Annotated in this window: 18 protein-coding genes and 1 pseudogene; 11 read left to right on the top strand and 8 right to left on the bottom strand. The window is 71.1% G+C overall.

All coding sequences use genetic code 11. The features are described from left to right. Positions 1 to 222: 222 nt before the first annotated feature. The 6 genes from ACIP63_RS17680 to ACIP63_RS17655 all read left to right on the top strand — a co-directional run bounded on the left by ACIP63_RS17680 (position 223) and on the right by ACIP63_RS17655 (position 7,257). Positions 223 to 837: an ABC transporter ATP-binding protein gene (locus ACIP63_RS17680; RefSeq protein ID WP_401516528.1), complete on the top strand. Its 615-nt coding sequence runs from the start codon at positions 223 to 225 to the stop codon at positions 835 to 837. Then, positions 834 to 1,694, top strand: a complete 861-nt coding sequence (locus ACIP63_RS17675; protein ID WP_401516526.1) for an ABC transporter permease — start codon at positions 834 to 836, stop codon at positions 1,692 to 1,694. Before ACIP63_RS17680 ends, ACIP63_RS17675 begins: the two co-directional genes overlap by 4 nt. A gap of 71 nt (positions 1,695 to 1,765) precedes the next feature. After that, on the top strand, positions 1,766 to 2,287 hold the full coding sequence (locus tag ACIP63_RS17670; protein WP_401516524.1) for a hypothetical protein: 522 nt from the start codon (positions 1,766 to 1,768) through the stop codon (positions 2,285 to 2,287). 190 nt (positions 2,288 to 2,477) lie between these two features. Continuing rightward, positions 2,478 to 4,709: a PQQ-binding-like beta-propeller repeat protein gene (locus ACIP63_RS17665; protein WP_401516523.1), complete on the top strand. Its 2,232-nt coding sequence runs from the start codon at positions 2,478 to 2,480 to the stop codon at positions 4,707 to 4,709. Positions 4,710 to 4,872: 163 nt separating this feature from the next. Beyond that, positions 4,873 to 5,361: a TetR/AcrR family transcriptional regulator gene (locus ACIP63_RS17660; protein ID WP_401516935.1), complete on the top strand. Its 489-nt coding sequence runs from the start codon at positions 4,873 to 4,875 to the stop codon at positions 5,359 to 5,361. Between the two features lie 453 nt (positions 5,362 to 5,814). Beyond that, complete coding sequence (locus tag ACIP63_RS17655) at positions 5,815 to 7,257, top strand: aldehyde dehydrogenase (RefSeq protein WP_401516521.1); 1,443 nt, start codon at positions 5,815 to 5,817, stop codon at positions 7,255 to 7,257. A 5-nt stretch (positions 7,258 to 7,262) separates the two neighbouring features. Here the strand turns inward: ACIP63_RS17655 and ACIP63_RS17650 are convergent, their stop codons facing one another. The 7 genes and pseudogenes from ACIP63_RS17650 to ACIP63_RS17620 form a co-directional block, all read right to left on the bottom strand. After that, positions 7,263 to 8,462 (bottom strand): PP2C family protein-serine/threonine phosphatase, encoded by a 1,200-nt coding sequence (locus ACIP63_RS17650; RefSeq protein ID WP_401516520.1) that lies wholly within the window; start codon positions 8,460 to 8,462, stop codon positions 7,263 to 7,265. Positions 8,463 to 8,708: 246 nt separating this feature from the next. Beyond that, on the bottom strand, positions 8,709 to 9,917 hold the full coding sequence (locus ACIP63_RS17645) for an ROK family protein (protein WP_401516518.1): 1,209 nt from the start codon (positions 9,915 to 9,917) through the stop codon (positions 8,709 to 8,711). 273 nt (positions 9,918 to 10,190) lie between these two features. Then, entirely contained in the window at positions 10,191 to 13,490 is a 3,300-nt protein-coding gene (locus ACIP63_RS17640) for a PQQ-dependent sugar dehydrogenase (RefSeq protein ID WP_401516516.1), read from the bottom strand. A gap of 86 nt (positions 13,491 to 13,576) precedes the next feature. Beyond that, positions 13,577 to 14,545: a sugar phosphate isomerase/epimerase family protein gene (locus ACIP63_RS17635; RefSeq protein ID WP_401516514.1), complete on the bottom strand. Its 969-nt coding sequence runs from the start codon at positions 14,543 to 14,545 to the stop codon at positions 13,577 to 13,579. A gap of 232 nt (positions 14,546 to 14,777) precedes the next feature. Continuing rightward, positions 14,778 to 15,731 carry a hypothetical protein gene (locus ACIP63_RS17630; RefSeq protein WP_401516512.1) on the bottom strand — a complete coding sequence of 318 codons (954 nt, stop codon included), beginning with the start codon at positions 15,729 to 15,731 and terminating at the stop codon, positions 14,778 to 14,780. Positions 15,732 to 16,226: 495 nt separating this feature from the next. After that, entirely contained in the window at positions 16,227 to 16,376 is a 150-nt protein-coding gene (locus ACIP63_RS17625; RefSeq protein ID WP_401516954.1) for a GNAT family N-acetyltransferase, read from the bottom strand. Between the two features lie 15 nt (positions 16,377 to 16,391). After that, positions 16,392 to 16,583 (bottom strand): annotated as a pseudogene (locus ACIP63_RS17620) (hypothetical protein); the annotation flags it as partial. A 393-nt stretch (positions 16,584 to 16,976) separates the two neighbouring features. Here ACIP63_RS17620 and ACIP63_RS17615 point away from each other — a divergent pair. From ACIP63_RS17615 to ACIP63_RS17600, 4 genes are all read left to right on the top strand, one after another. Then, on the top strand, positions 16,977 to 18,938 hold the full coding sequence (locus ACIP63_RS17615; RefSeq protein WP_401516511.1) for an acyl-CoA dehydrogenase: 1,962 nt from the start codon (positions 16,977 to 16,979) through the stop codon (positions 18,936 to 18,938). A 91-nt stretch (positions 18,939 to 19,029) separates the two neighbouring features. Next, on the top strand, positions 19,030 to 20,091 hold the full coding sequence (locus ACIP63_RS17610) for an ATP-binding protein (RefSeq protein WP_401516509.1): 1,062 nt from the start codon (positions 19,030 to 19,032) through the stop codon (positions 20,089 to 20,091). Next, positions 20,088 to 21,923 carry a hypothetical protein gene (locus ACIP63_RS17605; protein ID WP_401516507.1) on the top strand — a complete coding sequence of 612 codons (1,836 nt, stop codon included), beginning with the start codon at positions 20,088 to 20,090 and terminating at the stop codon, positions 21,921 to 21,923. Before ACIP63_RS17610 ends, ACIP63_RS17605 begins: the two co-directional genes overlap by 4 nt. Before the next feature lie 214 nt (positions 21,924 to 22,137). Further along, positions 22,138 to 24,087, top strand: a complete 1,950-nt coding sequence (locus ACIP63_RS17600) for an NAD-binding lipoprotein (protein ID WP_401516505.1) — start codon at positions 22,138 to 22,140, stop codon at positions 24,085 to 24,087. On the opposite strand, the gene ACIP63_RS17595 is transcribed toward ACIP63_RS17600, so the two are convergent. Beyond that, the gene (locus ACIP63_RS17595) at positions 24,074 to 24,304 is read right to left on the bottom strand and encodes a hypothetical protein (RefSeq protein ID WP_401516952.1); all 231 of its coding nucleotides are present in this window, start codon (positions 24,302 to 24,304) and stop codon (positions 24,074 to 24,076) included. The two genes, ACIP63_RS17600 and ACIP63_RS17595, sit on opposite strands and share 14 nt — an antisense overlap. A 492-nt stretch (positions 24,305 to 24,796) precedes the next feature. Between ACIP63_RS17595 and ACIP63_RS17590 the strand changes: the two genes are divergently transcribed. Beyond that, on the top strand, positions 24,797 to 25,537 hold the full coding sequence (locus tag ACIP63_RS17590) for a DUF1684 domain-containing protein (RefSeq protein ID WP_401516504.1): 741 nt from the start codon (positions 24,797 to 24,799) through the stop codon (positions 25,535 to 25,537). Positions 25,538 to 25,565 lie beyond the last annotated feature (28 nt).

Below are 25,565 nucleotides of genomic sequence, written 5' to 3'. Positions count from 1 at the left end.
CCCCGGAGCCGGTTGACGGCGGTGAACCCGCCGCACGCGTGACGCGGCGTGCACCGCGTTGACGCCGACGTGCCTCCGGCGCCGTTTCCGCCGCGTGGCCCGCTCGTTGACCACGAGCGGACCGGTCGAGCCGCCGAGTGGCCGGCCGGACGAACTCGCCGACTGGAAGACGCGGACCGGTTCCGCGGCCATCGGGAAGACCTGGCACGACGGAGCAGCGCGATGGACGTCAGAGATGTGCACCACTCCTACCGGCAGCACGCCGTTCTCCGGGGCGTCGACCTCTCGCTGCGGCCCGGAACCCTCGCCGGGATCGTCGGGGAGAACGGCGCCGGCAAGACGACTCTGCTGAAGGCCCTCGCCGGTGAACTCAGGCCGGACCGGGGATCGGTGCACCATGCCGGCAGGTTCGGCTACTGCCCGCAGTCCGTGGTGCTGGACGACTCCTTCACCGTCCGCCAGCATCTCGACTTCTTCCGGAGCGCGTTCGGGCTCCCGGACCTGCGGCGGGCCGGAGAGGTGATGGAGACCCTGGCCTTCACCGAGTACCTCGACCGGCGGGCAGGCCAGCTCAGCGGGGGCTCACGGCAGAAGCTGAACCTGACCCTGGCGCTCATGCACGATCCGGACGTGCTGCTGCTGGACGAGCCCTACCAGGGCTTCGACTGGGAGACGTATCTGCGCTTCTGGGAGCTGGCGACGAGGCTGCGCGACGCCGGACGCTCGGTGCTCGTCGTCTCGCATCTCGCGTACGACATCGACCGGCTGGACGTGCTGTGGCGACTGGACGGCGGGCGCCTCACCCTTCAGGAACCGCGTGCGGGGGCGACGGCATGAGGCGGCACTGGTCCCTCTTCACCACGGCGTCCCGGTACGCGCTGATCGGGCATGCCCGCAACCGGTTCGCGATGCTGCTGGTGGTCGCGTACATCCCCGTGTGGATCGGCCTCGCCTATGTGACCATCCCCGACGGGCCCGCACCGTTCCGGCTGCGGGCCACGGGAGAGATCCTGTCCCCGCCGGGGAACCACCTCACCCAGATCACCGGTGCGCTGAACGCGGTCACCCTGATCGCCGGGTTCATGATGTTCGCCGCCACCTTCACGGGCGGGGCGTTCGACCGCCGCCTGGCCATGGCGGGATACCCGAGGTATCACCTCGTCCTCGCCAAGCTCTCCGCGCTCACGCTGGTCTGCGCCGCCGTCGCCGCGTACGCGACGGCCGCCGCCGGCTTCGCCTGGGCCCCCCGGCAGCCCCTCATGCTCGCCGCCGCGCTGTTCTGTGCCGCCCTCACCTACGGCGCGTTCGGCGTGGTCTTCGGATCGGTGCTCCGTCGCGAGGTGGAGGGCATGTTCGCCATCCTGATGATCAGCATCCTCGACGTCGCCCTGCAGAACCCCCTGTCCAGCTCCGGATCGGACAGCGCCGTCGTGCGCTTCCTGCCGACGTACGGAGCCGTCCAGGCGAGCATGTCCGCGGCCTTCTCCGATGCGTCGGTGCGCGAGGGCCTCGCGATCCAGGTCCTCTGGCTCGCCGGCGCCGCGTTCGCCGGATTCCTGGTCTTCCGCCGGCGCACCCGCAACGCCCTGCCACCGGAACGGAAGGCCGGCGTTCCGTCCCCCGCCGGGCCCGCTGCGGCCGAGGGCACCCAAGGGGCCCCGCCCGCAACGGCCGTGACCAAGGGAAGCCCTTGATCGTTCTGTAGCCGCGGGCGCTGACGCGGTGCCCGGACCGACACGTTCCACGTGTAAGGAGCACCACCCTCATGACCCTTTCGCGCACCGTCCAGCGCACCGTCCTCACCGCCGCTCTCCTGTCGGCCTCCGCCCTGGCCGTCCCCGCCCCCGCACAGGCCGCCCCGCTGCCGCCCGCGTGTCAGGAGGCGCTGCTCGAAACTCTCGACAAGTTCCCCGTGGTCGACTTCACGGTCCCCGACAAGGTGCAGAACACGATGCTGGCCGAGGTTCTGGGCCTGAGCGAGGCCGACCAGGCGGTTCTCACCGAGACGGCGTGCGCCGCCTGGAACACCTGGGCGACCCAGAACGGCCAGGCGGTCGCCGCGGACCTGGACACCCGCTACCGGAACGCGGCCGGGCCCGTGTGCAACAAGTTCGCCAAGTCCTCCATGGCCACGATCAAGAAGTACGCCCCGAACGTGCCCGCCGCGACGCGGGAGCTGGAGAAGCTGGCCAAGAAGGTCTGGACGAACTCCATGGAGAAGCTGGCCGCGGAGGCCACGAACGCCGACTGCCGCACCGCCTACACGGGGGTGAAGGCCGGCTGGTAGTGCGGTGTCCCGGACACGGCGAAGCCCCGCCAGGAACCTGGCGGGGCTTCGCCGCGCGAGGCGCGGGAGCAACCCGGGGGCCCCTCTTCGTCACCCGCTTTGCTCTGCCGTACTGCCCTGCGGTTAGTTTGGGTGCAGGACAGGCAGGCCCGTGGCGGCGAGGTGCACGGGGGACAGGAGGTCGGGAAGAGTGTCGCTGCGCGGAGGTGATCCAGCGGAGATCGGCGGCTATCCGCTCGAGGCACGGCTCGGCTCCGGCGGTATGGGCACGGTCTTCCTGGCCCGTACGAGTTCGGGGCGGCCCGTCGCGATCAAGCTGATCCACCAGCAGTTCGCGGGGGACGAGGAGTTCCGCATCCGGTTCCGGCAGGAGGTGGCGGCCGCGAGACGGGTGAGCGGCGCGTTCACCGCCGCCGTGGTCGACGCCGCCCCTGAGGCCGAGCAGCCGTGGATGGCGACCACCTACATCGAGGGGAACACGCTCGCTCAGCACATCGCCGCGAAGGGCCCGCTGAACGGTGCGGAGCTGAGGAGGCTCGCCATCGGGCTGGCGGAGGCGCTGCGCGACATCCACCGGGTGGGGGTCGTCCACCGTGACCTGAAGCCCTCGAACGTCGTGCTCTCGCCCGAGGGCCCGCGCGTCATCGACTTCGGCATCTCACGCGCCGCGGACCAGCAGACGCTGACGATGACAGGACGCGTCATTGGTACACCGCCCTTCATGTCGCCGGAGCAGCTTCAGGCGCCGCGCGGAGTGGGTCCGCGGTCCGACGTCTTCTCGCTGGGGACCCTGCTGGTGTACTCGGCGACGGGCCACGGGCCCTTCGACGCCGACAGTCCCTACATGACGGCGTATCAGGTGGTGCACGAGGAGCCGTCGCTGGGCGCCGTGCCGGCGGCTCTGCGCGCGGTCGTCGAGTCCTGCCTGGACAAGGAGCCGGAGGGGCGCCCCTCGGCGGACGAACTCCTCGTGCTGCTGCGTGACCTGCCGTCCGATCTCGGTGGGACCGAGGCGCCCGCGGCCGGCGCGAGCAGGACCCGCGACATGATCACCCAGCATCACTCCGGGGCGGAGGCCACGCCGCCTCCGGCCGCCCCGGCCGGTTCCGGTACGGACGGCAGCGGCGCCCCGGCCGGCCGCCGCCTGCGTCGCGGATGGCGGCCCGTGCTCGCGGCCGCGGTCGCGGTGGCAGCGATCGGCGGGGGAGTCGCCGCGATGAAGACGGGCAGCTTCGGAGGGAGCGCCGGCGACGACAAGGGCGACAGCGTCGCGGCGCCCGCCGCCGCCCTTCCGGACGGCTTCGCGCCGTGGCGTGAGACCGTGCGGGGCGGTGACGAGGGCATACCCGACGAACTGCGTTGCGTCGCGCGCGGCGACGCGCTGTTCTGCGGGGGCGGTGGTGTCGTCGCGACCCGTATCAGTGCGGTGGACGGCTCGAGGGCGTGGACGGCGAAGAGCCCGGGCGTCCCCGTCCAGGGCATGTACATGGTGGGCGCCACCGACGACACGGTGCTCGGCTATCGCTTCGCCTCCCAGGACGCCCCGCAGGGCCCTCCCAGCGAGGTGGTGGCCGTCGACGCGGACAGCGGCCGGGAGTTGTGGTCCGTCCCGTCGGGCGCCCAGTCGACGGCGGTCACGGGCCGGACCCAGGACGCCGTCGTGGCCGGCTCCGCCGTCGTGACGGTGGACGCCTCCAACTCCCGCTTCGAGGCCCGGGACGCGCACAGCGGTGAGGTGATCTGGAAGACGCCGTTCCCCGCGGGTGCGCAGTGTGCTCCCGTCCCCGCGGGACCGCTGCTCCTCGCGATGTGCGCGACGGACGCCGAGGTGGACGCCCTGGAGGTGCGCCACCCCACCCTGCAGACGCTCGACCGCGCCTCGGGGGCACTGGGCGGTCCCCTCGCGGTCGACGGGCCGGCCAGGCCGGTGGGCGTCGACAAGGGCAGTCTCGTACTCCTCCAGGAACACATGGAGGGCACGGCGCTGACCGGGTACGACGGCGTGGCGCGGGTCGACCCGGCCTCGCGGAAGGTCACGTACTCCCGACTGTCCAAGACGTACGGGGGGACGCCCGGCATGGCGGACGGCACCGTCTACGTGAGCGGACAGACGGGCCTCGTCACGGCGTTCGACCCCGCGACCGGACGGAAGAAGTGGTCGCGGCAGACGCCCGTGGAGGGGGCTTCGGGCCCGGTGGCGGGCGCCGGCGCGTTGTATTTCAGCTCGGCCACCGGCCGGGTCGTCGCGCTCTCGCCGGACGACGGCACACTCCTGTGGACGACGGATCCGCAGGCCGAGGGCCCGTCGGGCGGGGAGGGCGCGAGCCCGCGCGTGACCGTCGCGGGGCGCGTGGTGATCGTGGCCGCGTCGGACAACACCCTCTTCGCCTTCGACGCGCAGAAGCCGCCGGAGTCGGGCTGATCCCGGCGGCCGGACGTCCGCCACCTGGATGTGGCGTCTACGGCGTGATGCCCGTCCACGCTGAGGCACATACCGTCGCAGCTTTCTCGTGCGAGGGTAAACTCCGGGCGTGAGAGCCGACGCCGTACGCAACGTGGAAGCGGTCCTGACCACCGGGGCGCGCATGCTGGCCGCCGATCCGGGCGCCAGTATCGCGAGCATCGCCGCCGAGGCCGGGGTGGACCGGCGTACGGTCTACCGGCGGTTCGCCTCCCGCGAGGAACTCCTCGCGGCCGTCTACGCGGCCCGGCTGGAGGCCATCGAGCGGGCCATCGAGGACGCGCGACTGCGTGAGGCCCCGGTAGCCGTGGCACTGCACCGGTACGTCGAGAACATCATCGGCGTGAACCGGACCTGGCCCGTGGACCTGGCCCGCATGCTCGCCGACGACGAGGTCCGCGCCCGGAGGGACGCTTCGGTCCGCGAAGTCGACGCCTTCCTCCGGCGCGCCACCGACGAGGGCGTGCTCCGCTCCGACGCACCGGCGGGGTGGGTCGGCGCTCTGCTGCCCCAGCTCATGCACCTCGCGTCGCGGCAGATGCCGGACCTGTCGGCCGCCCGGGCGGCCGACCTCGTCGTCGACACGCTGCTGCGGGGGCTCGGAAGGACCTGACGTACGCGAACGCACCCGCGTACGTCCCCTCATCCCGCACGCACTCCGGTGAGGAAGCGGCCGGCCAGGTCGATCCGTTCGTCGGACGTGACGGGCGTCCGGCCGAAATCCACGAACAGTTCGTGCACGCCGTGCTCGGCCGCGACCCTCCCGTCGCGCCTCCGGCCGGGGCGAGTACGCGGTCACCCGTCCACAGGGGGCCGTAGCCCATGTCCTGCGCGGTGCGGCCGGCTCTGATGACGCCTTCCGGCTTCGCGTCCGGACCGAACGTCGGGAGGGCCGCGCCCCATCGCATACGAGTGCTCTGTGACATGGGTACGCACGCTGTCATGTGCCCGCGTGCGGAGGTGAGAGGCCGCGACCGATGCCCCAGGCAGCGCAGGAGCGTGCCATCAATCGAGTGAAGTGCTACATTGATGAGACACTTAAACGATGCCGTGGAGGCGGGAGCGAATGATCACCTACGACCGGCTCTTCATCGCGGGTTCCTGGACGGACCCGAGCGGCGCGGAGCTGCGGGAGATCCGCTCCCCGCACGACCGGACCGTGATCGGCCGTGCGGCGCAGGCACTGCCCGCCGATGTGGACCGGGCGGTGGCAGCGGCGCGCGCAGCGTTCGACGCGGGGGTGTGGCAGGGGGTGGCGCCTGCTGAACGGATCGCCGTACTCCGCGAGTTCAACGCCCTGCGCGAAGCGAACGCCGAGAGGATCGCCGCGCTGATCTCCGCGGAGAACGGGTCCGCGACGTGGTTCACGCTGGCCGGTCAGCCGGGCCTCACGCGTCAGGCGAACGCGTACCTGAAGGCGGCGGAGGAGTTCGGATGGGAGGAGACCGTGGAGCCCTCCGACCCGGCTTCGCCGGTGCGCAGCGTGGTGCGCCGGGAGGCGGTGGGCGTGGTGGCCGCGGTGATTCCGTGGAACTCACCGTTCTCGTCGGCGACGGCGAAGATCATTCCGGCCCTGCTGGCGGGAAACTCGGTGGTGCTGAAGGTCTCGCCGGAGAACTCGCTGAGCATGGGACTGCTGGCAGAACTGCTGGAGCAGGCAGGTCTGCCGGAGGGCGTGATCAGCGTCCTGCCCGCGGACAGGGAGACCAGTGAGTACCTGGTGTCGCACCCGGGAGTCGACAAGATCGCGTTCACCGGATCGACGCGGGCGGGACGCCGGATCGCCTCGATCGCGGGTGAACAGCTGAAGCGGGTCAGCCTGGAGCTGGGCGGCAAGTCGGCGGCAGTGATCCTTCCGGACGCCGACGTGGCCGAGGCCGTTCAAGGGCTGAAGTTCAGCTCGCTGCTCAACAACGGCGAGTCCTGCATCGCCCAGACCCGCATCCTCGTACCGCGCTCCCGTCAGGAGGAGATCGTGGCCGCCCTGAAGGAGCTCGTGGAGTCCCTGAAGGTGGGGGACCCCGAGGAGCCGGACACCTTCATCGGCCCGATGATCCGCCGGGACCAGCAGCAGCGGGTGCGCGACTACATCGCGCTGGGCATCGAGGAAGGTGCCCGCCTGGTGACCGGAGGCCCGCAGGTCCCCGAGGGCCTGGAAGGGGGCAACTACGTCACCCCGACCCTGTTCGCCGACGTCGACAACTCCATGAGGATCGCGCAGGAGGAGATCTTCGGCCCCGTCCTGGTCGTCATCGCCTACGACGACGAGGACGACGCCGTACGCATCGCCAACGACTCCGAGTACGGCCTCTCCGGCGGCGTGTGGTCCTCCGACGAGGCCCGCGCCCTCGCTGTGGCGCGCCGGATCCGCACCGGGACCGTGACCGTCAACGGCGCTTCCGTCGGCTTCGACGGTCCGTTCGGAGGCTTCAAGGCCAGTGGCATCGGTCGCGAGTACGGGGCTGCCGGCCTCTCGCAGTACACCGAGTACAAGACGATCACGGTCTGAACGGCTCAGTGCGCCGCGAGCGCGCCTCGCCGAGCGGTCTCCTCGGTTCCGTGCCAGTCCAGTATGAGGACGGTCGCGTCGTCCTTGAGATTGCCCCGGCAGGCCCCCAGCACCGCTGTGGTCAGGGTGCGCACGGCCTCCCTGGGATGCGAGGCGCGGGTCTCGCCCACGAGAGCAGCCAGATCGACCGCCGCGGCCCCTCGTTCCTGCATGCCGTCGGTGAGCAGGACGAGGCGGTCGCCGGGGTTCAGCTGCAGCGTCTGGAGCTGGTAGGAGGTGGGCGCCGCGACGCCGAACGGCAGGTTGACGGCGAGCTGGACCTCCTCGGCCTCCGTGGCGCCCTCCCGCAGGCGAAGGGGCCAGGGGTGGCCCGCGTTGACCAGTTCGCAGGTGCCCGTCTCGAGTCGGACGCACAGCAGTTGTCCGGTCGCCAGCCCACGACTGTGGCTCAGCAGGGCCTCGTGAGCGCGATGGGCCTGGTGCAGCGCGTCGCAGCCCGTACGGCGGGCGCCGCGCAGCGCGCCCGTGACCAATGTGGCCAGCAGCGCGGAGTCGGTGTCGTGGCCCATGGCGTCGGTGATGGACAGGTGGAGCGTGTCCTGATCGAGGGTGTAGTCGTAGGTGTCGCCGCCGATGTCGTCGGCCGGGACAAGACCTGCGGCGAGAGTGAACTGGGGAGCCTCGCAGCAGGAGGCCGAAGGAAGCAGCTGATGTTGGATCTCGGCGGCCAGACTGGTCCGGGTGGTGCGCCGGCCGGCGTGGTACAGGTCGGTGAAACGGCGGTCCGTGACGATGATGTACGCCAGTGCGTGGGCTGCGTCGCTGATCTGCCCGAGCACCGCCTCGTCGGCGTACTGCAGTGTCACCTCCAGCACACCGATGCAGTCGCCCCTGTTGGTCACCGGCGAGATCACGCGCCGTCCGCCCTGGCCGTCCGTCCCCACGTGCTGGCGCTGGCTGCGGAGCACCGTGTCGTAGATGCTGCCCTGCAGACCGATCCGCTCGGGAACATCCGTCATGGCACCCTCGGCGGGCGCGGTCAGGCGTAGCAGCCGTTCCCCCATGAGGTCGACGAACAGGAACGACACACTCTCCGCCCCGAAGCGCTTGCGCAGATCGTGCGCGACCACGCCGACGGACGCCCCGGGCGGCGCGGACTCCGCGGCAGCCAGAAGCTCGCCAAGTTCCAGATCTCTGCCATCCATGGCAACCTCCCATCGTCTGTCGCCCCCTTGTTCCCCGGGATTCGCCAACCTCACCTCGTAACCCTTCGACAGCCCCGGGTCGCCGGGGTTGCCGGCCTGGTACGAAGGGGCGAGAGGGGCGCGATCGATCGGGGAATCCGCCCAGGTCAGGAGTGGATGTCCATGTACATGAACGCCAGTCGCCTGCGTTTACGTACAAGGCGGAGCAGTGCGGCCCTGGTCGGGCAGGAGGAGCGGCCGGGGCGCCTATCCGGCGGGCTTCGCCCCCGGGGTGTCCCCGGCCACCGACGTTTCGCCGTAGGCGAGTTCGCTCGCCAGGAGCGCGGCTCCCACCACCCCCGCGCGAGGGCCGAGTTCGGACATGACGATCGGCAGGTTCCCGGTGGCCAGGGGGAGCGAGCGTTTGTACACGACGCTTCGGATCTCGGCGAGCAGAGGGTAGCCCAGCCCGCTCAGACCTCCGCCGATCACGATCATCGACGGGTTCATGAAGCTGACCAGCGTGGCGAGGACCTGTCCTACCCGGTGGCCCCCGGCCCGGACCAGGCCGACGCTCGTGCTGTCGCCGCCGTCCGCGCACTCCCCGACGTCCAGGGCGGTCAGGACCCCCCGCTCGGCCAGCCGTTCGGCAAGGGCGGGTGACTGCCCGGACCTCGCGGCCTCCGTCGCGTCCCTGGACAGGGCCACCCCGCCGAAGTACGCCTCAAGACAACCGGTGTTCCCGCAGGAGCAGACAGGCCCGTCGGCCTCGGCCTCGACCTGGACGTGCCCGATGTCGCCGGCACACCCCTCCGCGCCCCGGTAGATGCGGCCGTGGTGCTGCATGCCGGAGCCGATACCACTGCCGATCTTCACGAAGAGCAGGTGGTCGACGGTCCTCGCGACCCCGCTGTGCTGCTCTCCGAGGGACATCACGTTGACGTCGTTGTCGACCACCACGGGACAGCCGTGCGCGCGGGCGAGGGTGTCGCGTACCGGGAAGCGGTTCCAGCCCACCATGATCGGCGGCGAGACGGGTATGCCCTCGCGGAAGCTGACCGGCCCCGGCAGTCCGATGCCGATCGCGTCGAGTCGCGTGTAGTGCCCTTCGTCGGCCAGCGCACGCAGGAGTTCGCTGACCCGCCCGAGCACGGCGACCGGCCCGGAGCGGATGTCCGCCGGCTCGGAGCAGGAGGCCACCGGCGCCAGCGCGCCGTCGGTGATCTCGATGTCGATGGAGCTGGCGCCCAGATCGACGGCGGCGAAGCGCACCCCGGGATCGAGCTGGACGAGGGTGGAGCGCCGCCCGCCGCGCGACGCGGCGGGGCCGGCCTCGCAGACGCGCCCGGCCGCGACCATGCGGTCGAGTTCGCCGAGCAGCCGCGGGCGCGGGACCTCCAGCCGGTCCGCGAGTTGGGCGCGGGACAGCGGTCCGTTGTCACGCAACAGACTCAACACGCGGTACTGAAGGTTCACGGACTCACTTCCTCTGAACGCCCTCGGAGAGCGTGGGGAGTTGTCGCGGAGGTGGCACGGAGCCCCGGCAACGTGACGCCCGGCGGGGCCCGCGCTCGCGCGCCGCAGGGCGAGGCGCGGGCGACTTCCGGCAACTTTTTCACAGGACGCGGAAAGTTGCCGCACTGTTGACGGAACTCCCGGCCCCGCCACCTGCGAGCACCCGTCTCCCGCGGGGTCCGGGCACAGAACTGCCCCGCCGGTGACAGCGGGGCAGCTCCGTCCCTCCCGGCGTCAGCCGGTGGCGCCTCCCTTCAGCGCTCGCGCGCTCCGGGCCAGTGCCGCGCCGGCCTCGCTGTCCGGCACCAGGGCGGTGTCGGACGCGTAGCCGGCGAACGACTCCAGTACGGCCGCGGCCTGACCGGTGCGGCCCGCGTCGGCGTGCGCCTCCGCCTGGGCGAGCCGTACGGTGAGCCGCTGCTGTCCCTGCGCCGTGATCAGGCCGTCGGCCCGCATCCTGGTGACCAGCCCGCGGATGTCCGCGTAGGACGTACGGGTCGTGAAGGTCACGGTCTTCGTGGCCGTGTTACCGGCCTTGTCCCGGGCCCTGACCGTGAGGTCATGGCTCCCCAGTGGCAGCCGCCACAGCTCCAGCACCTGGCCCGAGGTGACGGGTCTGCCGTCCAGTGTGCCCGTCGCGGTGGCCCCGCCGGACACCGTGTCCTGTAGCGAGAAGACCGGCGTGGGCCTTCCGGAATCCCCGTACACGCCGCCCGCGTCGAGACCGGTCACCGCCACCGTCGGGCCGGTGCGGTCGATCCGTACGGTGAGCGAACCCACCTCGGAGACGTTGCCGCCGTTGTCCGTCGCCCGGTAGCGGACGGTCGTGGCGCCCTCGGTGGACAGGGTGACGGCCGCGTTGGCCGACTGCCACGTCGTCCCCCCGTCGACCGAGTACTGGCGGCTCGCGACCGTCCCGTTGTCGGTCGCCGAGACGGCGAGCGACACGTTGCCGGTGTACCAGCCGTCGTCACCGTTGGGCCGGGGCGGGTTGAGGGTGGCGGTGACCTTGGGCGCGGTCCGGTCCGCGACACCCGCGCCCTGGAAGGTCAGCGAGTCCAGCTCGACACCGCCCGAGCTGGTGACGAAGACCTCGCCGCTCCCCGAAGGCGCTCCGGACAGGGCGGTGGTGACGGTCTTCCAGCCCTCACCGGCCGGAACCGGCACCGTGGCGAACGGCTCCGCGTCGGCCGCGCCCCAGCGCAGCGCCAGAGTGCCGGCGCCACCGGCACGTGTCTGCACCCCGGTGATCCCGGCGAACGACACCGGGTCGTACGCGATCCAGTCACCCGCGTCGAAGGAGGTCAGCTTGCGCTGCCCCGACGCCGTGGTGTCGTCCGTGACCGTGACTCCCTCCGCCGAGTCGTAGTGCTCGGCCTGCATGAGGGCCGGGTTGAGCACCACCTGGGCGTCGCCGGTGGCCGGCGGAACGCCGCCCGCGCCCTTGTCGGTGTAGGTGATTCCGAGAACGCCGAAGACGTTCTCGGTGTCGCCGTGCCCCGCGTCGGTCGGGGTGACGACGCCGCCCGCGCAACCGGTGCCGCTGTTGACCGGGTGCCCGTGCTGGTTGTGCCCGAGACCGAAGGTCCAGGCCGCCTTGGCGCAGTCCGGCGTGGTGCCGTCCTCCGGGTCCTCGACGGCGATGCCGTACGGCACGGCGTCGCCCCAGTTGAAGAACCCGCCGTCGGGCGGCGAGGTGATCCGTACCGTCGGCGCCGTGTTGCCCACGGTGATCTGACGGCTCGACAGGCCGGACTTGCCCTGAGGGTCGGAGACCTTCAGCCGCGCCTGGAACTGCCCGTTCTCCGGATACGTACGGGTGGCCTTGGGCCCGGTGGCGTCGAACGTGCCGTCGCCGTCGAGGTCCCACTGGTAGGTGAGGTCGCCGTTCTCCGGGTCACTGGAGCCCGTGGCGTCGAACGAGACCTCCAGCGGGGCCTGGCCGGACGTCCTGTCGGCCCTGATCACGGCGGTGGGTGCCTTGTTGCCCTCGGCGTAGTCGATCCGGTAGAGGCCGGCGTCGGGGTTCTGCCGGAAGAATCCGTCGCCGTAGTCGAGGACGTAGAGCGCGCCGTCCGGGCCGAACTCCAGGTCCATCGGGTTGTCCCACTGCGGGATGCCGTTCTGCGAACGCTCACTGTTGGGCAGGAGGTTCTCCAGCTTGCTCACCGGGCCGTCCGGCCCGTCGAGCGTGAGCGCGGCGACGTAGTCCTGGGAGAACTCCGCGAAGAACGCCTTGCCGTCCCAGTACTCCGGGAACTTGCCGGGGGAGGGGTTGTCCGCGTCGTAGTGGTAGACCGGGCCGCCCATCGGGGCCTGCCCACCAGGGCCGCCGGGACCGCGGAAGGCGGTCAGCTCGGGCCAGGGCTGGTCGCTGTCCCGGTCGCCGTACCAGAGCGTGGCCGGCGCGGACGCGGGCAGCTCGGTCAGGCCGGTGTTCCAGCGGGAGTCGTTGACCGGCGCCGCGCAGTCGAAGGCGGGGCCGGGTGTGAGGGTGGCGAAGTCGAAGTCCCGGTAGGGCTTGCTGTTGTCACCCGTGCAGTACGGCCAGCCGCTGTTCATGGCCTTGGTCGTGGTCTGCCACTCGACGTATCCCATCGGCCCGCGATTCGGGTCGGCGGTCCCGGCGTCCGGGCCGTAGTCGCCCCACATCACGGCGTCGGTCTCGGGGTCCACCGCCAGCCGGAAGGGATTGCGCAGGCCCATCACGAAGATCTCGGGACGGGTCCTGTCCGTGCCGGGCTCGAAGAGGTTCCCTTCAGGGACGGTGTAACTGCCGTCCTCCTGCACGTGGATGCGCAGGATCTTGCCCCGCAGGTCGTTGGTGTTGCCCGACCCGCGGCGCTCGTCGAGCCCGGGGTTGTAGCCGGCCGCGTCGTTGATCGGCGTGTAGCCGTTGACGTTCGGACCCGACGCCGGGGTGTTGCCACCGGTCGCGAGGTAGAGGTTTCCCTCCCCGTCGAAGTCCACGTCACCGGCCACGTGACAGCACTGGCCGCGGTTGCTGTCGACCCGGATGATCTCCTGCGCGGTGGAGAGGTCGAGCTTGTCCCCGGTCCACTTGAAGCGGGTCAGGGTGTCGTACCCCTCCCACTGCTTCCAGTACGAGTCGTCCTGCCCGGCGGGCAGTTGGAGCGGCGCGGAGCCGGCCGGGGTGTTCAGCGGCGGTGAGTAGTAGAGATAGACCCACTTGTTGGCGGCGAAGTCCGGGTCGAGCGTGACGGTCTGAAGCCCCATCTCGGAGTTCTGGTACACGTCGACGTGGTTGACGACCTTCGTGACGCCGGTGCCGGGGTCGGTGAGCCGTACGTCGCCGTTGCGGGCCGTGTGCAGCACGCGGTTGTCGGGCAGCACGGCGAGGTCGATCGGCTCGCCGGTGTCCTTCGTCAGGGTGACCTTCTCGTAGTTCGACCAGTCCAGGGCGTGTTCATGGCCCGGGTGCGCCTGGGCGGCGGGCGCGAGCGCCACACCGCCCAGCGCGGGGAGTGCCATGAGCAGGACCCCTGTGATCAGGCGTCTCAGAGTGCGGTGCACGGTGATGCGTCTCCTTGATCGCTGGCGGTAGGGAGCGGGCACGGAGGCGCCTCACGTGGAGGCGCCTCCCCTGCCGTGGGCGCTGTTCAGGCGAGGAGCCCTTCGAGCGCGGTGAAGCTGCGCTCCGCCGCACCGAGCGAACCGGGCGGATTGGGCTGGGTGCTGGGCGCGGTGTCCTGCTCCCAGATGCCGACGTGCGAGGCGCGGGGTCCGATGTCGCGGATGAACCTCTCGTACGGGAGGTCGCCGGCGCCGAACTCGACGATGTCGAAGCCGTTGGCGTTCGCCGCGTTGGCGTCGCCGTCCTTCATGTGGAACAGCGGGTAGCGGTAGGGCTGGTTGCGCACGTACGCGGCGGGGTCGAATCCGGGCCAGCGGTACTGGCCCACGTAGGCCCAGTAGATGTCCAGCTCCAGGTAGACGTGGCGCGGGTCGGTGTTCTTGAGGAACACGTCGTACAGCCGGACCGACGGCTGGTCGGTGGCGAACGCGAACTCGCCCGCGTGGTTGTGCTGGTAGAGCTTCAGACCGCGCGCGGTCGCCGCCGCGCCCCAGACGTTGAACTCGTCGGCGGCGGCGCGGTAACCCGCGACGGTGTTGATGTTCGAGGGCGCGTTGGCGGTGCCCACGTGCGGCATCCCGAGTATCTGCGCGGCGTCCAGTTCGGCCTGCAGGTTGGTCCGCAGACTGCCGATGCCGACGTGGCTGCCGACCGCGCGCAGTCCGTGGTCGTCGAGCAGCGTGCGGATCTCCGGGAGAGTGATCTGCCGGCCCAGGATCGAGGTGGACTGGGTGTATCCGGCGAACTCGATCTCCTTGTAGCCGATCCGGGCCAGTTCGGGGAGGACGACGGCGAAGCCGAGCGCACTGACCTTGTCGCGGATGCTGTAGAGCTGGATGCCGATCCGGTCCTTGGGGATGGTCAGACCGCTCGGTGCTGCGGCGGCCGAGGTCGCTGCGGCCCCGGTGACGGAGGCCGCGGCGAGGGCCACGGTGGTGCCGACGGTGGCGCGCAGGAAGTCCCTGCGGTCGAAGGACTTGCGGATATGACTCACGGTCACTCCTGGGTACTGAGGAGAAGGACGTACGGGGGCGGGGCGCATGGGCCGCTCGGCGGTTCGCGCCCGGCGACGTGGTTCCCGGGGGCGACTGGGGACCGGGCGTGTGCGACGGCGGGAGGGGAGCCGAGGCGCTGTGCGGAGGTACGGCGACGGGGGCGGGCCGCCCGTCACCAGCCGGTGCCGCCGGGCGGACCATCACGCGGGGCGCCGGCTGTACCGCTCGGCGTCAGAGGCTGGACCTGCCTGCCCCGTGGGCTTCGGCCCGTGCCTCGGCGGCGCGGGCGGCGGCCTTCTCGGCGAGCTCGGCACCCCGGTCTTCCGGCGCCGCCTCCTTCGCCGAGCGGGAGGACGAGGCGGTGGCGGAGGCGGTCTCGCCGGTGACAGTGCCCCGGACACGTGCCAGTTCGCCCACGACCAGGACGGGGTCGTTTCCGGTCGCGGTGAGCCCGCCGCGCACGATCGCGTTGTCGAGCACGGCCTTCGCGGTGTTGTCGGTGACCGCGAGGTTGCCGCCGAAGTACGAGGCGCCCGCACAGGAGCCGAGGAGGCCCTCGCCACCGAGCTGGAGGTTGTCCGCGTTGCCCGCGTACTTCGCGGCGCCGTACACCTCGCTGGCGCAGAACACGCCGCCGAGGGTGTTTCCGTCGACGGTGAGCGCGCCCTTGACGGTGGAGTCGTACACATCGCTGTACTGGTTGCCGTCGCCCGTCAGTGAGCCGCTGAGCGTGCTCCCGGAGACGTACAGCTCGCCGGCACCGGTTCTGACGTTCCCGCCGAGCGTCGAATCGACCACGTAGACGAATCCCTCGGTGGCGTCGACCGCCTTGAGGTTGCTCTTCTCCAGGTGCGCGCCGAAGGCGGACTCGGTGGTCAGCGCGCCCTTCACGGTGGTGTCGGTGAGATCGAGGTAGGCGTTCTCCTCGACGGTCACCGCGCCGTTGAAGGTGGCACCCGCCGCCACGAGGTCGGCTCCGGCCTCGACCGTCACCGAGCCCTTGACCTTCGTGCCGGTCAGGGTGCAGGACTTCCCGGCCGGCACGACGAGGTCGTTGCTGACGGTCACGGCCCCGCCGTCACCCACACAGGTGGTGTAGAGCGCGGCCTGGGCCGAGCCGGAGAAGGCCACCAGGGTCCCGGATGCCACCAGTGAGGCCGTCGCGATGAACGTGCGAATCTTCATGTCGCTTCCCTTCCACTGCGTTCACGGCGGGGTCGGAGACCCGGCCGGTTTCCCCGTTCCGACGGGGGTGCTGAGACGGTGCGTGCGCGACGACCGCTTGCCTGCGATCGCGCGGTGCCTCGTGACGGGCGGGGCCCGGCCGTGGGGGGAGAGACGTGGAGAGATTCGTGAGGTGAGGAGCGCTCGGGGGAATGCCGATCGGCTGTGGTGTTACCTGGGCGAAACGTATGTCTCGATGCGCCGAGAGATTAGGGCGCGGCCCGGGGGACTGTCCAGAGGTTCGGTACGAATCTCCTGAACTTTCTGATGATTCATCAAAAGATGTGGACCACCGGTGAAAAGGGAGGGCGGGGCGGCCGGAGATCGGAGGCGAGGGTGCGCGCCGGGCACCGTGTTCAGGCGCGGACGCCCGGGCCTGGGCCGATTCCGCCTACGGTCGTCTCACAGCCAGGGGTGACAGGTCCGTCGAGCCGGCGCCGGTCGTGCCCCCGGTCGTTACGGCTGAGGGGCGGGCCCGCCGGTCAGTCTCCTCTCCCAGAACACTTCGTCACGCCATGCGCCGTCGGCGTGGAAATGCTCGTGGGCGATGCCCCAGGGGCTGAATCCGTGCTTGCGGAGAATCGCCTGGGACGCGAGGTTCTCCATCTGGGTGTGTGCCTCCAGCCGATGCAGACTCAGCTCGTCCGCGGCGATCCGCAGTGCGAGGCCGACGGCACGGCTCGTGTGACCGAGGCCATGGTGGAGCGAAGAGACCCAGTAGCCGAGGAGCCCTTCTGGAACGGGCCGCGCAGGATCGAGCTGATGGTCACCTGTCCGACGACGGCGCCGTCGGAGACCACGACGCCGGGCCATGCGAGCCCCTGGTCATGGAAGGCCAGAAGGGATTCGATGACCTGGGCCTGCCCCTCGGGCGTGTAGAACCCCACGGGCCTCGCGGGCAGCCAGCGCGCGTAAGCCTGCCGGTCCCGGGCGAGCAGCCCGGCGAGCACGGCGCCGTCGGAGGGCTCGATCAGGCGGATCAGCGTGGAGCTCACGGGTGTCCTGCTGCCTTGTCAGCGGTGGAAGCCGACCGGTCGCGCGGCAGTCCTACGGCGGCGCGGCCCGATCTTCGGTCTCAGAGGACCGCCTCGCCGTCCGCCGCCGGTGGGCGTCACCGCGCGCGGCAGCCGTGCCGTGCTTCCCTCGTATGGCTCCGGGAGCCCGGGCCGACCGCTTGATCGCGCCGGGGCGGGGTAGCGAAATGGCATGGCCACTGACACCACACCCACCGACCCGAGCGGTTACGTGCAGCCCGAGATCGACGTCCAAGCGCTGACCGAGGTGCTCGACGGCGAGTACGCCGAGATCCGCGACCTCGTCCGCACCAACCTGGTGACGTACGCCTCCGTCCTCGAGGAGGCCGACGAGCTCGGCTTCGACGCGTTTCGCGAGCGGGTGCGTGAGCTCGTGGTCGAGATGGCCGCGACGGGCCAGACCGGCATGGGCTTCCCGGGCAAGTACGGCGGGGGCGGCGACATCGGCGCCTCGATCGCCGCGTTCGAGACGCTTGCCTTCGGTGACCTCTCGGTGCTGGTGAAGGTCGGCGTGCAGTTCGGCCTCTTCGGCGGAGCGATCCTGCAGCTGGGCACCGAACGCCACCACGACGCCTATCTGCCGGACCTGATCACCGGGAAGCTGATGGGATGCTTCGCGATGACCGAGACCGGGCACGGCTCCAACGTCCAGGCGCTGGGCACCCGCGCGACGTACGACGCCGCCCGCCAGGAGTTCGTCATCACCACCGGCGGCGACCATGCCCGCAAGGACTACATCGGCAACGCGGCGCGCCACGCCGAGCTGGCGGTCGTCTTCGCCCAGCTGGAGGTCGGCGGGGAGTCCCGGGGGGTGCACGCGTTCGTCGTGCCGGTCCGGTCCGGCGGCGAGGTGGCGCCCGGCGTCCGGATCGAGGACGACGGCCGCAAGATGGGCCTCAACGGCGTGGACAACGGACGCATCTGGTTCGACGGCGTACGGGTGCCGCGTGAGGCGCTGCTCAACCGGTTCGCGGATGTCACCGCCGAGGGTGTCTACGAGAGCCCGATCGAGAACCCCGACCGCCGCTTCTTCACCATGCTCGGCACGCTGGTGCAGGGCCGCGTCAGCGTGGGCGGCGCCGGGGTCAACGCGTCCAAGGTCGCCCTCGCGATCGCCACGAAGTACGCCGTGCGGCGCCGGCAGTTCGAAGCGGCCTCGGACGCGGAGGAGCAACTGCTCCTCGACTACGGTCTGCATCAGCGCCGTCTGCTGCCGCTCATCGCGCGTACGTACGCGCTGCACTTCGCGCAGGACGTCGTGCGCACGCAACTGCACGAGGTCTTCTCCGGCATCAAGGACGACGCGCAGGCGCGGCGCCGACTGGAGGCACGGGCCGCCGGCACCAAGGCGCTCGGCACCTGGCACGCCACCCGGGTCGTCCAGGAGTGCCGCGAGGCGTGCGGCGGCGCCGGCTATCTCACCGTCAACCGGTTCGCCGCACTCAAGGCCGACAGCGACATCTTCACCACCTTCGAGGGCGACAACCACGTCCTGCTGCAGCTCGTGGCCCAGGGCCTGCTCACCCATTACGCTGCCGAGTTCGAGGACCTGGACCAGCTCGGCATGGTCCGCTACGTCACCGGCCTCGCCGTCGAGACGGTCATCGAGAAGACCTCGGCCCACAAGCTGCTCGAGCGGGTCCGTGACCTGCTGCCCGGCGGCGACGAGTGGGACCAGGAAGCCGGCCTGCTCGACTCGGAGTACCACCTCGCGATGCTCCGCTACCGCGAGGAGCACATGCTCGCCGGCGTGGCCCGCCGGCTCAAGCGCGGGGTCGACCAGAAGCGCCACCCCGGCGTCGTCTTCTCGCAGGTGCAGGACCACGTCATCGCGGTCGCCCACGCACACGTCGAACGCCTGGTGCTGGAGGCGTTCGTCGACAAGGTGCGCACCCTGCCGGAGGGCGGCAACAAGGTCGCGCTGGGCCTGCTGTGCGACCTGTTCGCCCTGTCCACGATCGAGGCGGACCGGGCCTGGTTCATGGAGCACGGCCGGCTGACCGTCCAGCGCTCCAAGGCGATCAGCCGTGAGGTGAACGACCTCTGCCGCAAGGTCCGCCCCCTGGCGACCGGCTTCGTCGACGCCTGGGGCATCCCGCCGGAGATGCTGCGCGCGCCGGACCTGGTGGGCTGAGCCGGCCGCCCGATAATCAGCTGCGGCAGGTCCGTGGGCGCTCCCATACTGAGCGGGCTCACTCTCCCGCGTCCCGAAGGAAAACCTCCGCGTGCAGGCTGCCGTCACGGTCACCCCCGCCCAGATCCCCGACCTGCTGCTCGGGCTCGCCACCGTGCGGCCCGTGTTCCTCTGGGGAGCGCCGGGCATCGGCAAGTCGTCGCTCGTACGCGGCTTCGCCGAGTCGCTGGGACTGGAGTGCGTCAGCCTCCTCGGGACGCAGCTCGCACCCGAGGACCTGATCGGCGTGCCGCAGATCCGCGACGGGCGGTCCGTGTTCTGCCCGCCGGAGAGCATCGCGCGCGACGAACCGTACTGCCTCTTCCTCGACGAGCTGAACGCCGCCACCCCCGATGTCCAGAAGGCGTTCTACTCGCTGATCCTGGACCGGCGGATCGGATCGTACGAGCTCCCCGCCGGCTCGATCGTCATCGGAGCCGGCAACCGCGCCACGGACAACGCGCTGGCCAGACCGATCGCGTCCGCCCTGGTCAACCGGCTCACCCACGTCCATCTGCGGGCCTCGGCCGGTGACTGGCTGGTGTGGGCGGGGGAGAACGGCATCCACCCCTGGGTGACGGACTACGTCACCGACCGCCCCGACCACCTGTGGTCGCAGCCGCCCAAGACCGAGGAACCCTTCTCCACACCTCGTTCCTGGCACATGCTCTCCGACGCCCTGCACTCCTTCGGCCCGGGTATCGGCGAGGACACGCTGAAGGTGATCGTGCACGGCACGCTGACGCCCGCACACGCCGTCTCCTTCTGCGGCTACGCGAAGATCGTGCGCCACACCTTCGGCATCGAGGCGATCCTCAAGGGCGACGCGTCCTGGCCGGCCCGGATCGAGGACCGCGACCTCCTCTACTACCTGGCCGAGGCGTTCCGCGGACGGCTGGTGAAGGAACTCCCGCGGCAGAAGGAGCACGTCTCCGAGTCGATGCGGCAGACCTCCTACCGGGCCAAGTCGCTGCTCGTGCGGCTCGCCGAGATCTCGGTCGAGGTCGCGCAGACCGTCATCGCGGACGACGCCGACGGACAGCCGGTGCTGCCCGCCTGGTTCCTCGTCGAGGCGGCACGCGACATGCCCCGGCTGGTCGAGGCCCGGCGATGAACGCCCCGGCGGGCGGGAGCACGGGCCGGAACGGGAAGAAAAGCAAGGGCGACAAGCCCGACCCGGCCGCCGAGGCGTTCGCGGCGGGCCTCGTGCTCCTCAACCGGAACCCGGCCTTCCGGGCGGTCGGCTTCTCCGTCTGCCGGAAGGCCACGTGTGAGCTGACACCGGCCGGGGGACTGGCCGCCGTCACCTCCGGCGGCGTCGTCCACGCACATCCCAGGAAGCGGGCGGAGCCGGCGGAATGGGCCTGGGTCCTCGCCCACTGCGCGCTGCATCTGGGCTTCGGCCATGTGCCCGCCTCCAAGGACGATCCGCGCGTGCAGCCCGACCGGTACGAGCTCGCGGCCCGCTGTACGGTCGTCAACCGCTTCCTGCTCACCGTCCCCGTGGGCCGTCCGCCCGACCACCTGCCGGCTGCCTACCCGGGGGGCGACGAGGAGCAGCTCGCGGCCCGCTGGCGACGCGACGGCATCCCCGCCGCCTACGAGGAGTGCGGCACAGCCGGCGGGCACCCCGACCAGGTCCTCACGACCTGGAACGCGTGGAACACCGCTGTCCCCGACTGGGAGACCGCCTTCGCCCGCGCGCTCACCCGCAGCGTCTCCACCGCCATGGACGCGGCGGGCGGCCGTCTCGACCGGGAGACCGGAGCGCGCACACCGCAGCAGCCCTGGGACAGAGCCCTGAACTGGTTCGTTTCCTCGTATCCGCTGCTCGGCGGGCTCGCCGCCGGGCTCTCCGTCGTGGCCGACGCCGAACTCGCCCGTGCGCAGGACATCGCGATCGCCGCGGTGAGCCCGGCAGCCGGCGAGATCTACGTCAACCCGCTGCGGAAGCTCACCGACGACGAATGGCGCTTCGTCCTCGCCCACGAGATGCTGCACGCCGCCCTGCGCCACGGTGAACGCCGAGGTGGCCGCGACCCGTTCCTCTTCAACGTCGCGGCCGACTACGTCGTCAACGACTGGCTCGTCCAGATGCGCGTGGGCGAGATGCCCGAAGGACTGCTGTACGACCCGGAGCTGCGAGGCCTGTCGTCGGAGGAGGTGTACGACCGGATCGTGGGCGACCTGCGCCGCCGTCGCCGGCTCGCGACCCTGCGGGGGAGGGGCGCCGGCGACATCCTCGGCGAGCCGCTGCCGCACGCCGGCGCCCGCCCGTACACCGACCTGGACGACTTCTACCGGCGGGGTCTCGTCCAGGGCTTCGACCTGCACCAGTACGGCGAGCGAGGGCTGTTGCCCGCCGGACTGATCCAGGAGATCCGGGCGCTGGCCCACCCGCCCGTGCCGTGGGACGCGCAACTCGCCCGCTGGTTCGACGAGTACGTGCCCCGGCCGGAGCCCGTACGCTCCTACGCCCGCCCCGCCCGGCGGCAGGCGTCGACCCCGGACATCCCCCGCGCCGGCCGGTCCTTCCCTCCCGAGGAGACGGCCCGCTGCACCTTCGGAGTCGTACTCGACACATCCGGCTCGATGAACAGCACACTGCTCGGCAAGGCGCTCGGGGCGATCGCCTCGTACGCGGAGGCGCGCGACGTGCCGGCGGCGCGTGTGGTGTTCTGCGACGCGGCGGCGTACGACGCGGGGTACCTGCCCCCGGCCGAGATCGCGGGCCGGGTGCGGGTGCGCGGTCGCGGCGGCACCGAACTGCAGCCGGGCATCGACCTGTTGCGGAGGGCCGGCGACTTCCCGCCGACGGCCCCGGTACTCGTCATCACCGACGGCTGGTGCGACACACTGCGGATCCGGCGCGATCACGCCTTTCTGATCCCGCAGGGTGCCACTCTGCCGTTCACTCCGCGCGGCCCGGTGTTCCGGCTGGCCTGAGGGGCCGGCGCCACGGTCCGAGCGAAGCGGACACGCGCGGTGGACAGCCGGCCGAGCCGGCATGGGGATGAAGCCGCGCCGATGTCCACTTCGTCCTCTAAAGGATGAACCACGAACGGATACCCGTATGCCGTGGTCAACGACTCTTCACGCTGCTGCTGTGCACAAGACGAGCAATGATCAGGACAGGCGCCGCCGGCCCGGGACCGCCAGGGTGGGAAAGCAACGGCAAGGTCAGGCCGCCCCCACGGCCCCGGCGGGCCCCGCCGCGGGCGTGCCCCGCCGGGCAGCGCTGAGGGAGCAGGCGCGGTACTGGTTCGACAACACGCTCGCAGGTGGTGCGGCGGCCCTCATCGGTTGGCTCGCCGTCGCGTGTCTGGTCATCGTCGTCCCGGCCAGCGCGATCCTGGTGTGGACGGACGACCAGGCGCCCGACGACCGGTGGGCGAAGGCCGCTGCGGTGTGGCGGAGCGTCGGACAGACCCTGCGGCTGGGCGGAGAGCCCGGATCGCCCCTGCGTGTCGTCCTGTCGGTCTTCCTCGCCCTGGTCGCCCTCTTCTACGTGTCCACCCTCGTCAGCCTGATCACCGCCGCGATCACCGAGAAGCTCCTGGACCTCCGGCGAGGCCACTCCACCGTCCTGGAGGACGGCCACACCGTCGTACTCGGGTGGTCCGACCAGATCGTCACGGTCGTGGCCGAGATCGTGGAGGCCAACGCCAACCAGGGGCGGAGAGCCATCGCCGTCCTGGCCGACCGGGACAAGACGGACATGGAGGAGGAGTTGCGTACCGAAGTGGGTGACACAGGGGGCACCCGGATCATCTGCCGCAACGGGCGCCCGACCGACCCGGCCGCGCTCGAACGGGTCAGCCCGGCCACGGCGGACGTCGTCCTGGTGCTGCCGCGCGACGAACCCGACGAGGACGCCGAGATCGTCAAGAACCTGCTGTCCCTCCGGGCGGCGATCGACGACGACTGCCGCGCCCGGATCCTGGCTGTGGTCCGGGACGGCCGCTACCGGCTGGCCGCCACTCTCGCCGCCGGGCCGGGCGCGGTCGTGCTGGAGATCGACGACATCACCGCACGGCTCGTGGCGCAGTGCGCCCGGCAGCCCGGACTGTCGACCGTGTACCAGGAGTTGCTCGACTTCGCCGGCGACGAGTTCTACGTGGTCGAGGCGCCGGCACAGGCCGGCCGCACGTTCGCCGAAATCCTGACGGCCCATTCGGCCTCGACGGTGGTCGGCATCGTGCGGGCGGGCGGGGAACTGCGGCTCAACCCGTCACCCGACTCGCTCCTTCGTACCGGCGACCGGATCGTCGTGATCGCGGAGGACGACGACACCACGACGGAGGCCCCTGAGCCCGCGCCCGTCGACGTGTCGGTGATCGTGTCCCGGCCACCGGCAGCGGCGCGGTCCGAACGGCTGCTCCTGCTGGGGTGGAACCGCCGCGCACGCCGCATCGTCCGCCATCTGTCCGACCACGTCGGCCCCGGCGCGGTCCTCCACGTGGTGGCAGACGGCGGGGAGCCCACCGCCGCGGAGGTGCGCGCCGCGGAGGCGGAGGTCACCGGCCGCCTCACGGTCGTCCTGCGCCCCGGAGATCCCACCTTGCCCGGGACGGTGAACGGCCTGGACCTCGCCGCGTACGACGGCGTCATCGTCCTCGGCCCCGACCGCGGGACCTGTAACGGTGCGCCGGACGACCGCACGCTGGTCACCCTGCTGCTCCTGCGCGATCTGGAACGCACATCGGGGAGCCCGGTCGCGGTGGTCACCGAGATGACCGACGACCGCAACAGGGCCATCGCGCCGGTCGGCCCCGGAGCCGACTTCGTCGTCAGCGGCAAACTGGTCGGCCTTCTGGTCTCGCAGATCTCGCAGAACTGGCATCTCGCCGACCTGTTCGAGGAACTCCTCGCTGCCGGCGGCAACACGATCCAGCTCAAGCCGGCCGGCCACTATGTGAGGGCGGGGTGCCGCGCCTCCTTCGCCACCGTGGTCGAGTCGGCTTCGCGCCGGGGGGAGTGCGCCATCGGATACCGGTGCAGTGACCGCGCGACGACGGGGCCCGGCTACGGGGTGCGGGTCAACCCCCGCAAGACCGAGGTCCGGCGCTGGAACGAGAGCGACGATGTCATCGTGATCACCCGGGACTGACACGGTCCTCCTCCGCGTCACGGACCAGGAGGGCGATCCGCACCCGGTTCCCGGCCGCCGGCTCGGCGAACAGGGCGCCGGTGCGCGCCTTGACGCTCGCGACGGAGATGTCCGGCCTTCGCGCGACATCGGTGAGGACATCATGCGCACGCTCGCGGCGGACCACGATCCCGCCGTGCGCCGGGCACTCGCGCACCACCCGTGCCTGCCTCTCCACCTGCTCGGCGGAATGACGGGGCGCGTCAAGATCGGCCGACGCTGCTGCCGCGCATCGCCGACGCGTCCCCTTCCGACGTCGCACGGCTCGCCGCGTCCCCGGATCCGGTGATCCGGTCACTCGTGGCGGCGCGCCGTGACCTCCCGCCCGACCTGCGCGACGCACTGGCCGCCGATCATGACGCCGAGGTGGTCAAGGCCGTCGCCTCGCACTCCGGCCTCACCGAGGCGCAGGGCTTCTCGCCGACGACGACCAGCAAGTGGTCGAGGCCGCGGCGTCCGATCCGCCGCTGCCGGTGGGGAGATGGAGAAGCGCATCCGGTGATCCTTCCCGCTCCGGAACGCGTGCCAGCCTCCGTATCTCGGAGATGCGTCTCACCATGTGGCACAGACGTTTGACATTAGATGAGCTTATGGACAATAAAGGTGATGCTTTGGCCATATATTCACGTCCTGCTGTCCAGAGGCTGTGAGGGCTGCTCCACCTAGACGAATGAGTAACGCCGTGTCCCATGCCGCCCCCGACCGCGCATCCATCGACCCCGCGGAGGAATGGGACGCCTGGCGTGCCGAGCGCCACCGCGCGCTCACGTCCCCGACCGGCAATCTCGCCCTGGTCGAGACCCGCTGGGCTCCGGCGGGCGAGGTCCCGGACGTGGCGGACGCGCGCGCGGGTCTGCCGGACACCGTGACCGTCACCACACTCCGGCGCACCGACCGGGTCAGCGGCGAGGACGAGCACGGTCTGCGGTTCTGGGACGCCGACGCGCCCGCCATCCGCCACTTCGACCGGGTGGACGCCTTCCCCTACGACCCCGCCTGGGTCCTGGAAGCCTCGTACACGCCCGTCCCCGGCGCCCGGCGCATCGCTTTCGAGCACATCCGGGACAACGGCGGCAGCCGCGACCTGGTCGTCCCCGGAGACATCACGCTCACCGTCGACGGACGCGCGTACACGCTCAGCGCCTTCGACGACGACGGCACGCTGCTGCTCGTCTTCGGCGACCCGACCAACGGTGACATCACCTACGGGGCCGGCCGCTTCCTCTTCGTACGGCGTACGGACGACGAGACCCGGGTCGTCCTCGACTTCAACCGGGCCTTCGTGCCGCCCTGCGGATTCTCCGATCAGTACAACTGTCCGATGCCGCCGCGGCAGAACCGCTTCCACCTGCCCGTCGAGGCCGGCGAGAAGCTCCCTGTCTTCCGTGACGGCTTCGACGCCCAGCACTGATCACCCCGCAGCTCCCCGCACCGAAAGA

The organism is Streptomyces sp. NPDC088746, assembly GCF_044751065.1.
In the GTDB taxonomy this organism is placed as follows: domain Bacteria; phylum Actinomycetota; class Actinomycetes; order Streptomycetales; family Streptomycetaceae; genus Streptomyces.
This window is presented reverse-complemented; position numbering and strand designations above follow the sequence as displayed.